We start from the raw sequence: 13,908 nt of genomic DNA on the forward strand, positions 1-13,908 counted from the left end.
TTAACGATAGAAGTATTTTGATTTCGATATTAAATGCAATGGCTATATTTTTATTAGCATACAAAGCTTGCGTTTGTTTTGCGCTGTTTGGTATTCATTGGCATAGTTCACGCTATAATCGCCTGATTATTGATTGTATCAAAGTGGCGCATGCGATTATCTCCATTTGATGGCCCTTGTTTGTTATGCGAGACGATGCCCTTGGCTTGGTCTGTGCCGGGGGATGCGGGCAACGATTGGGAAATGAGTCGTTATTTACAGGTGTTGGCTGACTTTGAATTACCGCGTGATGTACTCGATGATACGCAAACACTACAAGCAGTAAAGGCTGATTTAACCTTGCTGTGGCTGGCTAGAACGTTGAAAACGCCGCTGCCTAGTGACGTTGAGGTGGTGATGGGTTTAGAGTCGGTCGCTTGGTGTAGTGATGTACCTTTGCCAATTGGGCAGCAGGGGGTCGTTACATTTTGTTTATCAAAAGATTTTCCGATGTTATTAAAATTTAAAGCGCAAATTAAACAATGTATTTTTCAATCGTTTAGCTATGTTATTTATGCCGATTGGTTGCCAATGCGGGGTGTTTTGTTGGATAGCTTTGAGAAAACGGTATTTCGTTATCATCGGCGGTATATTCAACAAATACGTGAGCAACAACAATGAATTTGGATTCAGCCATTCCAGTGCCTTGGCAGTTGGCATTATCGGGAATTTGTCAAAGCGCTCAAATTGAGCAATTAACGCAATTTTTAACGCAAGAAATGGCGCAGGATAAACTGATTTATCCCGCGCAAGCCGATTGGTTTCGCGCTTTGGCCTTGCTGGCGCCAGAGCAGGTCAAAGTGGTGATTTTGGGGCAAGACCCTTATCACGGTCATGGTGAAGCGCATGGGTTGGCGTTTTCGGTTCCTTTTGGTGTAAAAACGCCGCCATCTTTACGCAATATCTGGCAAGAACTAGCGAGAGATTTAGGAATTACCCCAGCACAGCATGGCAATCTAACTGGCTGGGCCAAGCAAGGCGTGTTGCTGCTCAATACGTCGTTAACCGTAGAGGCCGATCGCGCAGGGTCACACGCTAAAAAAGGTTGGGAGGCGTTGACTGATGCGGTGATTTCGCACTTGGCGCAAACGCAAACTGGTTTGGTTTTTGTGCTTTGGGGTGCGCATGCGCAAAAAAAACGTCATCTGATTGGCGATTCGCATTGCATTTTAAGTGCGGCCCATCCGTCGCCATTGTCGGCTTATCGCGGATTTATTGGCTGCGGGCATTTTTCAAGTGCCAACGCGTATTTGTTGAGTCAGGGCAAGGGTGAAATTGATTGGAGTCAGGCAGAATGAATATATTGTCGTTTGATGTGGGCGGCACGCAAATTAAATACGGCATTGTGACGCAAGATGGCGAGGTTTTAACCGCCGTCGTGGTTGATACGCCAAAACAAGCCGGTGGTGCCGGCTTAATCGAATGCTTGTGTGAATTAGTTCGGCATATGCAGCAGCAACATCAAATCGAAGGGATTGCAATCAGCACTTTTGGCTTGGTTGATGTTGATAGTGGGCTAATCTTGGGGGCGGCCGAAGCGGTGCCAGGTTACGCGGGCGTGTCGCCTAAGGCGGCTTTAAGTCAAGAATTTGGCCTGCCAGTCAGTATTGATAACGATGTCAATTGCGTCGCTTTGGCCGAAGGCTGGCGCGGTGCGGCTCAAGGGGTTGCGCATTATATTGCGGTGGCCATTGGAACGGGAATTGGCGGTGGCATTGTGCTGAACCATCAAATTTATCGCGGGCATCGCGCGGCGGCGGGTGAATGGGGTTATATGAAAATCGACGGCCTGATTTGGGAAGATCACGCGTCGATGCGCGGCTTGTTGGCTGCCGCCAATGCCGTAGACCCTAACGCATTTACCGATGGGCGTGCTGTTTTTGCAGCCTACGACGCCCAAGTGCCACTCATAGTGCCTGTGGTACAAGATTGGTTTAAGTTGTTGGCGCGAGGCATTGCGAATTTAATTTATGCGCTCAATCCCGAGCGCGTGGTGATTGGCGGTGGAGTGAGTGCCCGTGGGGCAGTTTTTCTTGACGAATTGAATGCGGCAATCAATGCGCAATTATTGCCTGATTTTCAGGGGATGACCGAAGTGGTCTTGGCTAGCGCTGGCAATCATGCGGGCATGATTGGCGCGGCTCGAAACTGGTTGCAAACCAATAAATATTAAAAAGCCAAAGGATTGTATTGTGAATTTTTTATTTAATCATCTTGGGTTTGCCCCCAGCGCCGATAAAATTGCTTTGATTGAAGCACCGGTGGATCAGCTGGCTGGCAAAACATTTACCGTGTTTGATGCCAATACCCGTCATGCGGTGTTGCGTGGTGCAATTACAGCGCAAGGCACTGTAGCAAAGTGGAAAGGCTGGCATTTTTGGTCGGCTGATTTCTCAGCGTTAACCACCGTTGGTGAGTACTTTGTGGTGGTTGATGATGTGCATCCGCCGTTGGTTTCGCATCGTTTTGCCATTGCCGAGGGTTTATTCGCAGGGCAAATGTTATCCGATTTGGTTCACTACATCAAAGGGCAGCGCTGCACTGGGATTTACAATCAAGCGGATTTGTCTCGCCCTAAGTGGGGCTCGGAAGAGCGTCGTGATGTCAGTGGCGGTTGGTATGATGCCTCAGGTGATTGTTCAAAATATTTATCGCATTTGGCTTTTTCGCAATATATGAATCCTCAGCAAACGCCACAAGTGGTGTGGAATTTGATTGATGGTTACTCACGCTTGCCCGCGCAGTTGAAATGGTTTGACGAGCGAATGGTCGATGAAGCGTTGCATGGCGCTGACTTTTTAGTTCGTATGCAAGATCCCGCCGGTTACTTCTATATGACGGTGTTTGATCAGTGGAGCAAAGACGAAAATCGGCGTGATATTTGTGAGTACAAAACCCAGAAAGGGGATAAATACGCCAGTTATCAAGCCGCTTTCCGACAAGGTGGCGGCATGGCAATTGCGGCATTGGCCCGTGCGTCACAATTGTCTCGGGATGGCGAGAGCTTTGGCCGGGCGGATTATTTACTCGCCGCGAGTCGTGGTTTTGCACACTTAGAAGCGAATAACTTAGCCTATTTAGACGATCAAACCGAAAACATCATTGATGATTATTGTGCATTATTGGCCGCATCTGAATTGTGGGATGTGACCGCCGATGGGGTGTATTTGGCTGCAGCCGAGCGCCGTGTGCAGCAAATTTTGGCACGGCAGCAGCCAGAAGGTTGGTTCCGAGCCGATGAACTCGGTGTGCGAAGTTATTTTCATGCGGCTGAAGCGGGCTTGCTGTATATCGCCTTGTTGCGTTTTATTGAAGTTGCGCCAGAGTCAACATGGCTCGACTCAATCCGCGTTGCGTTGCGCTTGGCGTATGCGTTTGAGATTAAAATTACTTATGCAGACGTAAATAATCCATTTGGGTATCCGCGTCAATATGTTAAACATAATGGCTTAGCGGGCAATACCCAGTTCTTTATTCCGCACCAAAATGAATCAGGGTATTGGTGGCAGGGTGAGAACGCACGGTTGGCTTCAATCATTGCCGCAGCGGCTCAGGCGCAATGTTTGTTTGCTGATGATGCGGTATTTGCTGCGCAAATTGCTAAATATGGACAGTCAGCGCTCGATTGGATTTTAGGGGCCAATCCTTATGATGCATGTATGTTGCAAGGTTGGGGCCGCAATAATCCGCGTTATGAACCCGGGTTTTATAATGCGCCGGGTGGTGTGTGTAATGGGATTACCAGTGGCTTTGACGACGAGGCCGATATCGACTTTAAAACGGCAGAAGTGGCCACCATGGCCAATAGCTGGCGCTGGACCGAGCAATGGATGCCGCATGGGGCCTGGCTGTTTTTGGCGCTGTGCTGCCGAGTGAAAAACGAATCAAAAGAGGTGTGAAATGAGTATTGTTGTGACGGGTGCTGCAGGCTTTATTGGTTCGAATATTATTAAAGCGCTCAATGAGCGTGGTGAATTCGATATTATTGCCGTTGATAATTTAACGCGTGGCGATAAATTTAAAAACTTAGTTGATTTAAAAATTGCCCATTATTTAGATAAAAATGACTTTATCGAAGAATTGGCCGCAGGCGCTTTTGATGGTGCCATTAGTGCCATTATTCATCAAGGTGCATGTTCGGACACAATGGAACATAACGGAAAGTATATGATGGATAATAACTATCAATATACTTTGGCATTGTTTGACTGGTGCCAATCAGAGCAAGTGCAATTTCTTTATGCTTCATCTGCTGCAACTTATGGCAATGGGGATAATGGTTTTATTGAAACGCCTGACTGTGAAAGTCCACTCAATGTTTATGGCTATTCAAAATTGCTGTTTGATCAAGTATTGCGTGAGCGTATTGCCAATGGTGAAATAACCGCGCAAGTTGCCGGTTTCCGTTATTTTAATGTGTATGGTTCACGAGAATGGCATAAAGAAAGAATGGCCTCCGTGGCTTTTCATCATTTTAATCAGTATCAGGCAACTGGAAAGGTGAAGTTATTTGGTGAGTACGGCGGTTATCCTGCTGGCGGGCATACCCGTGATTTTGTTTCTGTTGAAGATGTGGTTAAAGTGAACCTCTGGTTTTTAGATAATCCAGAAGTGTGCGGCATTTACAATGTCGGCACCGGGCATTCACAGCCATTTAATGATATCGCGATTACGGCGGTCAATACTTGCCGTGAGCTTGCTGGCTTGCCTGTGCTGAGTTTGGAAGAATTGTTGGCGCAGAGCATCTTGGAGTACACCGAATTTCCTGATGCATTAAAAGGGAAATATCAGTGTTTTACTGAGGCAGATTTAACCTTGCTGCGTGAAGCTGGCTATGCTGAGAAATTTTTAACCGTGCAAGAAGGTGTGCGTCGCTATATACAAGCATTGTTGCGGACTTAAATTGTTTGTTAGGCGAATAAAACGCACATAATGTGTGCGCTAGGTTTTAATTGTGCAGGTTTGGCCCAATGTAATGGGTGGTTTGAGTCCTTTGTCGCTTTGATCGCGTCATAATGAGTTGAGGTTAAATAATGCGTGGTGTGGTGCTGTTATTGTGCGTTTTAAGTCTTGGGGCTCAGGCTGAAGTTTATAAATGGAAGGATGATTCAGGTAAGGTGGTTTATTCGGATCAGCCGCCACCGGCATCGAAAGCCAAGGTCCAGCCATTGGGGTTTAAAGAGACGATTGTGATTACTGAAGTGGTTAAGCCGGTCCCTGCATCTGCCGTAGCGATCAAAGCGTCGGCATCAGCGGTTTTGCCATCGCCCGTTACGACTAAGCCGGCAAAAGACGAGCAGGCTTGCGCTGCAGCAGAAAAGCGATTGGCTTTTTTGAAAGGGGCCAAGCTATTTAAGCAAGTGAGTAACCAAAATGGGGATATGGAATACTTGCCTTACAAACAAAAAGAGCAAGAGATCGCCGAAAAAACAGTTTTTATTGAAAAGAACTGTCGCTAATGCCAACTGGTGTGTTTTTATGATTGTTGTTTTATTTTTGAGTTTAAAATGAATTTAATTAAAAGTATTACCCATCTTTTTTCAAAAAAGTCTAAATTAAAAGACAGCGAAGCTCAGCTTCTTGCTGATAGCTTGCCAAAATCGGTTGAGCTCAATGTGCCCAATAGCAAGGCTAAGCGCCGTAAACAAAAACGTGGTTATTAATTTAACCGCTATTTTTAAAGTACAGGAGTGGATTTAAAAATTGAATTCAGCAGCAGATTTATTCAACACTGAGACTTGGCATATTCTGAAGCAAGAACAAGAGCGCTCGAATAGTCAGCGCATTGCTCGCCAAAGAAAGAAGCGTGAGTTAATGGAATCTTTACAAGCGCAGTTGGCCGCCGCAGGTATTTCTATGGATGAATTTATTCAGGCGTCGATGGGGTCTGCGAGTGATGCTTGATGCTCTAGGTGCGTAAGGTAAAGGCGCAAATCAAATTCAAGCTGCATATATTGTGGCTCAATATGTTGGCATAGCTGATAAAAGGCTTTGTTATGTTCTTTGATTTTAAGATGTGCCAACTCATGCGTTGTAATCATTTTTAAAAATTCTGGCGGTGTATTTTTAAATAGATTTGCAATGCGAATTTCATGCTTGGCTTTGAGTTTATTTCCCTGAATGCGAGAGATTTGTGTGTGCGTGCCCAGTGCATGTTGAATGTCTTTGATTTTGCTATCGAAAATGACTTTCGAAATGGCAGGCGCATTTTTTAAATATTCATTTTTAATTGAAAGTGTATAGTCATACAGCATTTTATCAGTTTGAATGGAATGCCGATGCGGATAACGCTGAGCGAGTAGTGTGCCGAGTTGTTGCTCAGCAATCAGGGTAATGACGCGTTGCTGAATATGCTCAGGATATGCAGTTAGATATTTTAAGGGTTTCATTGTCGACTTCGCACGACGCTGTCGTGATTTTGAAATGTAATAAAAAAGCCAAAGTGCAAATGCGCTTTGGCTTTTTTATTACATATGGAGCGGGCGATGAGAATCGAACTCACGGCTCTAGCTTGGGAAGCTAGGGTATTACCATTATACGACGCCCGCAGAATTGTTTAATTATATCAGAAACTGCATTTCAAATGTGAATGAATTTCAGTATTTTTATTCATAAAGAAAGGCGTGGAAACGAGTCATATTTATTTGCAGTAAAAGCCAATCATTGCGATTGGCTTTTACTGGTTTTCTAATTACTTCGCTGCTTGTGTTTTTGACCAGCCACCACCAAGCGCTTTATACAGCTCAACTCGGGCATTGATTTGATTGCGTTGTGCCTTCACCAAATTCAATTGCGTGTTGAATAAACTACGTTGCGCATCAAGGACTTCCAGATAGCTTGAATAACCATTGTCGTATCGCAATGTGGCTAATTTAAGCTGCTGTTTTAATGCGCTGACCTGAGTTTGTTCAAAACCTGTTTTAGCTTGTACTGTTTGATTCACAATTAAGCTAGATCGGGTTTCAGCAAATGCAGTTTGAATCGCCAATTGATATTGCGCTACGGCTTGTTTTTCTTGTGCTTTCGCTTGATCAATTTGCGCTGCGGTTAGGCCGCCATTAAATAGTGGCATGGCTAAATCACCCGCAAAAGACCAGCCTCGAGTACCTTGATTAAATAAGGTGTCTAGGCTGTTACTTTGTACGCCAAGCAAGCCCGTGAGCGAGATACGTGGGAAGTAAGCTGCACGTGCCACTTGTACTCGGGCGCGTGTCGCTAACAAATTAGCTTCTGCTTGGGCGATGTCTGGGCGTTGCAATAATAACTCTGAACTCAATTGATCTGGAATCTCATTATCAATTTGCAGTTCAGAGATTGATTTGCCACGTTCAATGCCTTGATCCATCATGGCGCGAGGGGACTGCCCGACCAAGACGCTGAGTGCGCTTTCTAGTCGAGCGATGGCCTCTTTAAAGTCAGGCAAGTTACTTCGCGCATTGGCGAGCTCAACTTCTGCTTGTTTCACATCTAACTCTGATGTGACGCCGCCACGATAGCGTTTTTGTTGCAAGTCATACGCTTCAAAGCGTGACTGTACCGTGTGCTTAGTGATTTCTAGCTGAGCATCTAATGCGCGCAGATTGAAGTAGTTTTGCGTCACTTCGGTGGTGAGCGCCAAGATAGCGGCATCACGATTGTACTCAAACGCCATCAGGTCTTGTTGCGCTGCAGTGGCGGTGTTTCGTACCCGTCCCCAGAAGTCAATTTCCCAAGAGGCTTGGCCTGCAAGCTGGAAGTTGTTGCTAGGTGGCAAATCAAGGGTGCTGCTGTTTTGCGATGCTTGTGACCGTGCGCCGCGACCACTCAGGTCGATTCGTGGCAATTTGGCTGAATCTGCAATCCCGAGCCGAGCCCGGGCTTCATCAACTTTAGCGGTGACTAAAGCCAAGTTTTGGCTATTTTCTAGCGCTGTCGTGACCAATTGATTTAAAACTGGATCATTAAATTGAGTCCACCAGTTTTTTTCTACGGTCACCTTGGCTTCCATTGCGGTAGGTAGCTCAGTTTTTGGTAGTACATTGTCTGGCGTGAACGCGCAGCCGGTAAAGGCGAGGGCGACGCTGAGGGAAAGAATGGTTTTAAGCATGATTCTCTCCTTCTGGTTTTGATTTTTTCTCGGTCATTTGCATGATGAGACGGAAAAAGAGTGGGATAAAGAAAATGGCAATAAATGTGGCCGCTAACATACCACCAATCACCGGTACACCCAATGCAAAACGACTGCCTGAACCTGCACCGCTGGATGTTACCAGTGGTACGCAACCTAAGATAAAGGCCAGTGAGGTCATCACAATCGGCCTAAATCGCAGACGAGCTGCCTCTAGTGCCGCATTGAGTAGCGTTTCACCTTCTTCGTATTTCATGATGGCAAATTCAACGATCAGGATCGCATTTTTCGCCGCCAAACCCACCAAGGTGATTAAGCCCACTTGGAAGTAGACGTTATTGGTTTGACCGGTTAGATAGACCGCCAACAGAGCACCAAACAAAGCAAATGGCACGGCGGTAATGACCGCAAATGGCAAGCTCCAACGTTCGTATTGCGCAGCTAGAATCAAGAACACCATCAAAATACCCATTAAGAAGGCTGTGGCTGCAGTGCCACTTGATGCTTGCTCTTGATAGGCCGAGCCGGTCCATTCTAGTTTGTAGTCCGTGGTGCCCATTTCAGCTTCCACTTCTTCTAGCGCTTTAATCGCTTGGCCAGAGCTCACACCTTGCGCTGGTGTTGCCATGATTTTTGCCGCTTGGAATACATTAAAGCGTTCAACCAATTCAGGACCCATTGATGTTTTAACGTGAACCAAACTCGTTAGCGGGATCATTGTGCCTTTGTCCGAACGCACATAGACGTTACGAATGTCGTCTGGGCGAGCACGGAAATCGGCCTCTGATTGCAATTGAACGCGGTAAGTACGGCCAAACTGGTTAAAGTCATTGACATAAACCTGACCAAAAGTGGCCGACATCGCATCAAAAACTTGGTTGACGTTTACGCCAAGTGCTTTGGCTTTTTCTCGATCAAGATCAAGATAAATTTGCGGTACATTGGCACGGAATGTGGTTGAAACACTCGCAAATTCGGGGCGTTTTTTAGCTTGCGCCACAAATTCATTCACTGCAGCCGAGAAGGTGGCAATGTCACCAGTACCACGATTTTGATAGTAACCCTCAATACCGCCAGTCGTTGACATGCCGCTAATTGGAGGGGGATTAAAGGTGGCTGCAAAGCCGTCTTTAATGCCCATATACGCCATACCTTGGAAGGTGTTGGCTAGATCAAATGAGCTATCGCCTTTGCCTTGTCGTTGCGACCAGTCTTTGAGGGTAACGAAAGAAACACCACCGCTGCTAATGACGGCACCAGAGAGCAGGTCGAAACCAGCAAATGAAACGACATTCTCGACGTTTTTATTGCTCATCAGCATTTTGTCAAAGCTGGCGCTGGTGGCTTCGGTGCGATTGAGTGAGGCGGCATCAGGCAGCATCACCGCGCTAAGCAAATAGCCTTGGTCTTCATCGGGTACTAAAGAACTTGGCACGTGTTTGAGTAAAACAAACATTGAAACCAAAATGCCAGCGAAGATTAAAAAGGCAATGCCAACTCGGCGATTTAGAAATGACACACCGCTAACATACCCATTGGTGACTTGGTCGAAGTGTCGATTAAAGGCTTTAAAGAATCGATTCGGCTCGTGGTGCGTATTTTTGAGCATGATCGCGCACAGTGCTGGCGTGAGTGTAAGGGCCACGATGCCGGAGATCACGACTGAAATCGCAATGGTGACGGCAAACTGCTGATACATCACGCCCGTCATACCACCCATAAAGGCGACCGGTAAGAATACGGCACACAACACCAAAACAATCGCCACAACGGGGCCAGATACTTCTTCCATGGCTTTGATTGAGGCTTCTTTGGCTGAGCACTTGGTTTCGCTCATGATCCGTTCGACGTTTTCCAGTACCACAATCGCATCGTCAACCACAATACCAATGGCTAGCACCAAACCAAAGAGCGTCAATAAGTTGATCGAGAAACCAAAAGCTAGCATCCCGGCAAAAGTACCAATCAATGAGATTGGCACGGCAATACACGGAATGAGTGTTGCTCTAAAGTTTTGTAAAAATAGATACACCACCAAAAACACCAATACGATGGCTTCAGCTAGCGTATGGACAACTTCTTCAATCGAGATTTTGACGAATGTTGTGGTGTCGTATGGGATTGAGTATTCAATGCCTTCGGGGAAACGTTTTTTAATCTCATCCATTTTCTTGGTGATGGCATCAGCAACCCCAATTGCATTGGCGCCCGGTTGTAGGTAAATCCCCATTGCAACTGCGGCTTTACCATTAATGCGGGCTTTTAGATCGTAATCTTTGCCGCCGATTTCAACCCGAGCAACGTCTTTCAGTCGTATTGTTGCACCATCTGCTGTTGAGCGAACAATGATGTTGTTGAACTCTTCGACTGATTTAAGCCGACCTTGCGCGTTGACAGTATAAGTAAAGTCAATGGCTTCTGTGGTTGGTTGTGCACCAATTTTACCGGCTGAAAATTGCGCGTTTTGTTCTCGGATCGCGCCGATTACATCGTTTGGCGTTAAGCTGAGCTGGGCTAAACGATCGGGACGCAACCAGACACGCATTGCATAATCGGTGCCGCCAAACATGGTTAAATCGCCAACGCCAGGGATACGTTTTAACTCATCAACAATATTGAGTAGCGCGTAATTCGATAAATACGTTGTATCGTATCGACCGTTCGGTGAGTTGATTGCAATGACGTTCAAGATCGACGTTGATTTTTTTTTCACCGTCACACCTTGGCGCTTTACCTCTTCAGGTAATTGCGCCATGGCAGCAGAAACGCGATTGTTCACGTTAATGGTGGCTTGGTCAGGATCAGTACCAATCGCGAAGTAAACGTTCATATTCATCTGGCCGTTTGAGGCGGAGCCAGACTGCACATAAAGCATTTTTTCTACACCATTGATTTGTTGCTCCAGTGGTGCTGCGACTGTTTGTGCAATGACCTCAGGCGTCGCGCCCGGGAAAAACGCAGTCACTGAAACAACTGGTGGTGTAATACCAGGGTATTGCTCAATCGGTAACGATTTCATCCCAGCAAGGCCAAGGATCACGATGATGATCGATATCACGCTGGCAAAAATGGGGCGTTCAATAAAAAATTTAGAAAACATGCGGACTCCGATTATTTGCTGATCGTAGCAGGTGAACTAGCAGCAATAGGCTTCACAATAGAGCCAGGAGGCGCTTTCATGTGACCTTCGACAATCACTTTGTCGCCAGGATTTAAACCCGTTTTGATGACCACTTGACCTTGGTAGATAGAGCCCAGTGTGACCGGTTTAGGCACGACTTTATTGTCTTTATCCACGGTCATTACGATGTGGTCAGCTTGAGACTGCATTACGGCGCGTTCTGGCACCAAAATTGCATTTTTACGCGTCCCAAGGTCGAGTGTTACGCGAACGAATTGACCAGGCAGTAGCTCGCCTTTAGGGTTGCTAAAAATAGCGCGGGCGCGAATTGTGCCGGTTTTAGGGTCAACTCGATTGTCGGAAAAGTTGATTTTGCCGACTTGGCTATATTGGCTGCCATCAGCGAGCTTTAATTTTGCAAAGACTTCTTTGCCGGGTTTTAGGTCAACCGAGCCGCTGTGTTGGGCTGCGCTAAGTTCTTGTTTGTCTTGCTCGGAGTACGAAAAATTGACATACAGCGGATCAAGCTGCGAAATGGTCGTGAGCTTGCCTGAATCGCCTGTGGCGGTAATTAAGCTACCTTCCGATTGAACCAATTTGCTGGTTGTTCCTGAAATTGGTGCGGTAACTTTGGTGTAGCCTAGATTAAGCTCGGCTTGTCTAACACGAGCTTGCGCGGCGCTATTGCTGGCTACGGCAGTATTGTAGGCGGCATTAGCATCGTCAAAGTCTTTGCGGCTCACTGCGTTTTCTTTAAACAGAGGGACAATGCGGTCACGGTCTGCGCGTGCCTTTTCAAGTTTAGCAACTTCTTGCGATAAGATACCTTTGGCTTGGTCTAACTCTGCTTTGTAAGGTTCTGGGTCAATTTCAAACAAAACTTGGCCAGCTTGAACAATTTGTCCTTCAACATACGTTCTTTTTAATAAAATGCCATTCACGCGCGCGCGCACATCCACATCGCGATAGCCTGCCGTTTCTCCTACCATCTCTGAAGTCAATGGGACATTAGATGGCTTTGCTTCAATGACAGAAACTGGGGCGGGTGGGCGTTCTTTTTTTTCTGGCGCTTTGTCGCACGCCGCTAATGCCGAAACGATGAGTAGGCTGACCGATATTCTTCGAAATGTCGTCGTGGTGTGGTGCATGCAAAGCACTCCAAATGAATTTAAATTGTCTGGGGATTAAAAGAAATATTGCATCTATTTGATTGTATGAAGAGATCAACTTGCGCAAAATGTCGCGTAGTTTAACAGCTTAGGTGAAGCTGATGAGCCCTTAAAATTTTGTAATTGTACACAATTGCGGATGCCTCACCTATATCGCCGACACCTTTGCGTTTAGAAATGTGCGCAATAAATAAACAAAAAACCGGTCATGCAATGACCGGTTTGAAATCGAAAAAATCAATCATAAATATGATATTTAACAGGTGTGCTGCCCGCCATTGATTGCAAGGTTGGCGCCGGTCATAAATCCAGCAAGATCAGATGCTAGGTAGCTAATTAAACCGGCAATTTCTTCAGGAAGACCCAGGCGGCAAACAGGAATATTGGCGATAATTTTGTTTCGAACATCCTCCGGCACGGCCATCACCATTTCAGTGGCAATGTAACCGGGTGAGACGGTGTTGACGGTGACGCCTTTTTTTGCCACTTCTTGTGCTAGTGCCATGCTAAAACCGTGCATCCCCGCTTTAGCTGCCGAGTAATTGGTTTGTCCAAACTGACCTTTTTGGCCATTAATTGATGAGATATTGATGACACGTCCCCAGCCACGATCGGCCATGCCGTCAACAAACTGTTTGGAAATATTAAATACAGAGTTGAGATTGGTGCCGATTACCATGTCCCAGTCCGTTTTACTTAGTTTTTTAAAAGAGGCATCCCGTGTAATGCCCGCATTATTCACTAGAACGTCGACTTGGCCCAATTCATGGGTGATTTTTTCTGCCAGGGCGGTGCATGCCGCATAATCAGTGACGTCGCACTCATAGGCGTGAAAATGATAGCCAGCAGCCTGATTGTCCGATAGCCAACTTGCTTCTTTGCCTGGTTTTGAATAGGTCGTTACCACATGAAAGCCGTCATCGGCGAGTTTTCGACAAATTGCCGTGCCAATGCCACCCATACCGCCTGTTACTAGTGCAACCTTTGTCATACGCAAATATTTCCTAGAGAGTGATGTGCTTGGATTCTTGTGTGGGTGGTCATTGTTTTGCTTGCCACCTTTCAAAGGTTATCATGTAATGTTAATTATTCGTAAGCAAAAGCTGGTACTCATTTGAAATAATGACAATTTTGAGACAGCGCCCGTCTGGCAAAGCGAACACGGTCGATTGCAGTGTCTTTTTTTAGGCTGCGGCGAGAGTAGGCTGATGTGCTGTGCCGTCGTCATGCTGTTGGTGGGTTGATTTACCGGTGCTCAATGGGGGCATGATAAAAAAGTTAGGGCTGTGTGTGGTGAAATGATGGTGTAAAGACGATGGATTTATGCTTTTGAAATTACACTGCTTGTAGTAGGGGTTTTAAGCGATGGCTGCGAAGATTTTTTTATTGCGTCCGTTGAAGTGCCCTGTAGGCCCATTAAAGCGCATTTTTGCTCTGTTTTTTACGTGCTTGGTCGGCTTTGACCAAGCTTT

13 protein-coding genes and 1 tRNA gene are annotated in these 13,908 nt (G+C 46.2%); 8 read left to right on the forward strand and 6 right to left on the reverse strand.

Annotated elements, in window-relative coordinates; translation table 11 throughout:
• The first annotated feature begins 150 nt into the window (after positions 1-150).
• From LG219_RS01370 to LG219_RS01405, 8 genes are all read left to right on the forward strand, one after another.
• Positions 151-660: a hypothetical protein gene (locus tag LG219_RS01370; RefSeq protein ID WP_226762759.1), complete on the forward strand. Its 510-nt coding sequence runs from the start codon at positions 151-153 to the stop codon at positions 658-660.
• Entirely contained in the window at positions 657-1,337 is a 681-nt protein-coding gene (locus LG219_RS01375) for a uracil-DNA glycosylase (protein WP_226762760.1), read from the forward strand. Before LG219_RS01370 ends, LG219_RS01375 begins: the two co-directional genes overlap by 4 nt.
• The gene (locus tag LG219_RS01380; RefSeq protein ID WP_226762761.1) at positions 1,334-2,212 is read left to right on the forward strand and encodes an ROK family protein; all 879 of its coding nucleotides are present in this window, start codon (positions 1,334-1,336) and stop codon (positions 2,210-2,212) included. The genes LG219_RS01375 and LG219_RS01380 overlap by 4 nt, the downstream gene beginning before the upstream one ends.
• Before the next feature lie 19 nt (positions 2,213-2,231).
• A complete protein-coding gene (locus LG219_RS01385; protein ID WP_226762762.1) occupies positions 2,232-3,938 on the forward strand; it encodes a glycoside hydrolase family 9 protein in 1,707 nt (568 codons plus the stop codon).
• A gap of 1 nt (position 3,939) precedes the next feature.
• Complete coding sequence (gene rfaD / locus LG219_RS01390; RefSeq protein ID WP_226762763.1) at positions 3,940-4,941, forward strand: ADP-glyceromanno-heptose 6-epimerase; 1,002 nt, start codon at positions 3,940-3,942, stop codon at positions 4,939-4,941.
• 131 nt (positions 4,942-5,072) lie between these two features.
• Positions 5,073-5,498, forward strand: a complete 426-nt coding sequence (locus LG219_RS01395; protein WP_226762764.1) for a DUF4124 domain-containing protein — start codon at positions 5,073-5,075, stop codon at positions 5,496-5,498.
• Positions 5,499-5,546: 48 nt separating this feature from the next.
• Positions 5,547-5,702, forward strand: a complete 156-nt coding sequence (locus LG219_RS01400; protein ID WP_226762765.1) for a hypothetical protein — start codon at positions 5,547-5,549, stop codon at positions 5,700-5,702.
• Between the two features lie 40 nt (positions 5,703-5,742).
• Positions 5,743-5,943, forward strand: coding sequence for a hypothetical protein (locus tag LG219_RS01405; RefSeq protein WP_226762766.1), 201 nt, complete (start codon positions 5,743-5,745; stop codon positions 5,941-5,943).
• Here LG219_RS01405 and LG219_RS01410 read toward each other — a convergent pair.
• The 6 genes from LG219_RS01410 to phbB form a co-directional block, all read right to left on the reverse strand.
• A complete protein-coding gene (locus LG219_RS01410; RefSeq protein WP_226762767.1) occupies positions 5,910-6,428 on the reverse strand; it encodes a YgjP-like metallopeptidase domain-containing protein in 519 nt (172 codons plus the stop codon). The two genes, LG219_RS01405 and LG219_RS01410, sit on opposite strands and share 34 nt — an antisense overlap.
• A gap of 85 nt (positions 6,429-6,513) precedes the next feature.
• Positions 6,514-6,587, reverse strand: a tRNA-Gly gene (locus LG219_RS01415).
• 143 nt (positions 6,588-6,730) lie between these two features.
• Entirely contained in the window at positions 6,731-8,125 is a 1,395-nt protein-coding gene (locus tag LG219_RS01420; RefSeq protein WP_226762768.1) for an efflux transporter outer membrane subunit, read from the reverse strand.
• Entirely contained in the window at positions 8,118-11,246 is a 3,129-nt protein-coding gene (locus tag LG219_RS01425) for an efflux RND transporter permease subunit (RefSeq protein WP_226762769.1), read from the reverse strand. Before LG219_RS01425 ends, LG219_RS01420 begins: the two co-directional genes overlap by 8 nt.
• A gap of 11 nt (positions 11,247-11,257) precedes the next feature.
• Complete coding sequence (locus LG219_RS01430) at positions 11,258-12,415, reverse strand: efflux RND transporter periplasmic adaptor subunit (protein ID WP_226762770.1); 1,158 nt, start codon at positions 12,413-12,415, stop codon at positions 11,258-11,260.
• A gap of 277 nt (positions 12,416-12,692) precedes the next feature.
• Positions 12,693-13,427 (reverse strand): acetoacetyl-CoA reductase, encoded by a 735-nt coding sequence (gene phbB, locus LG219_RS01435; RefSeq protein WP_226762771.1) that lies wholly within the window; start codon positions 13,425-13,427, stop codon positions 12,693-12,695.
• Positions 13,428-13,908: the final 481 nt, after the last annotated feature.

It is taken from the genome of Deefgea salmonis, from assembly GCF_020531905.1.
In the GTDB taxonomy this organism is placed as follows: domain Bacteria; phylum Pseudomonadota; class Gammaproteobacteria; order Burkholderiales; family Chitinibacteraceae; genus Deefgea; species Deefgea salmonis.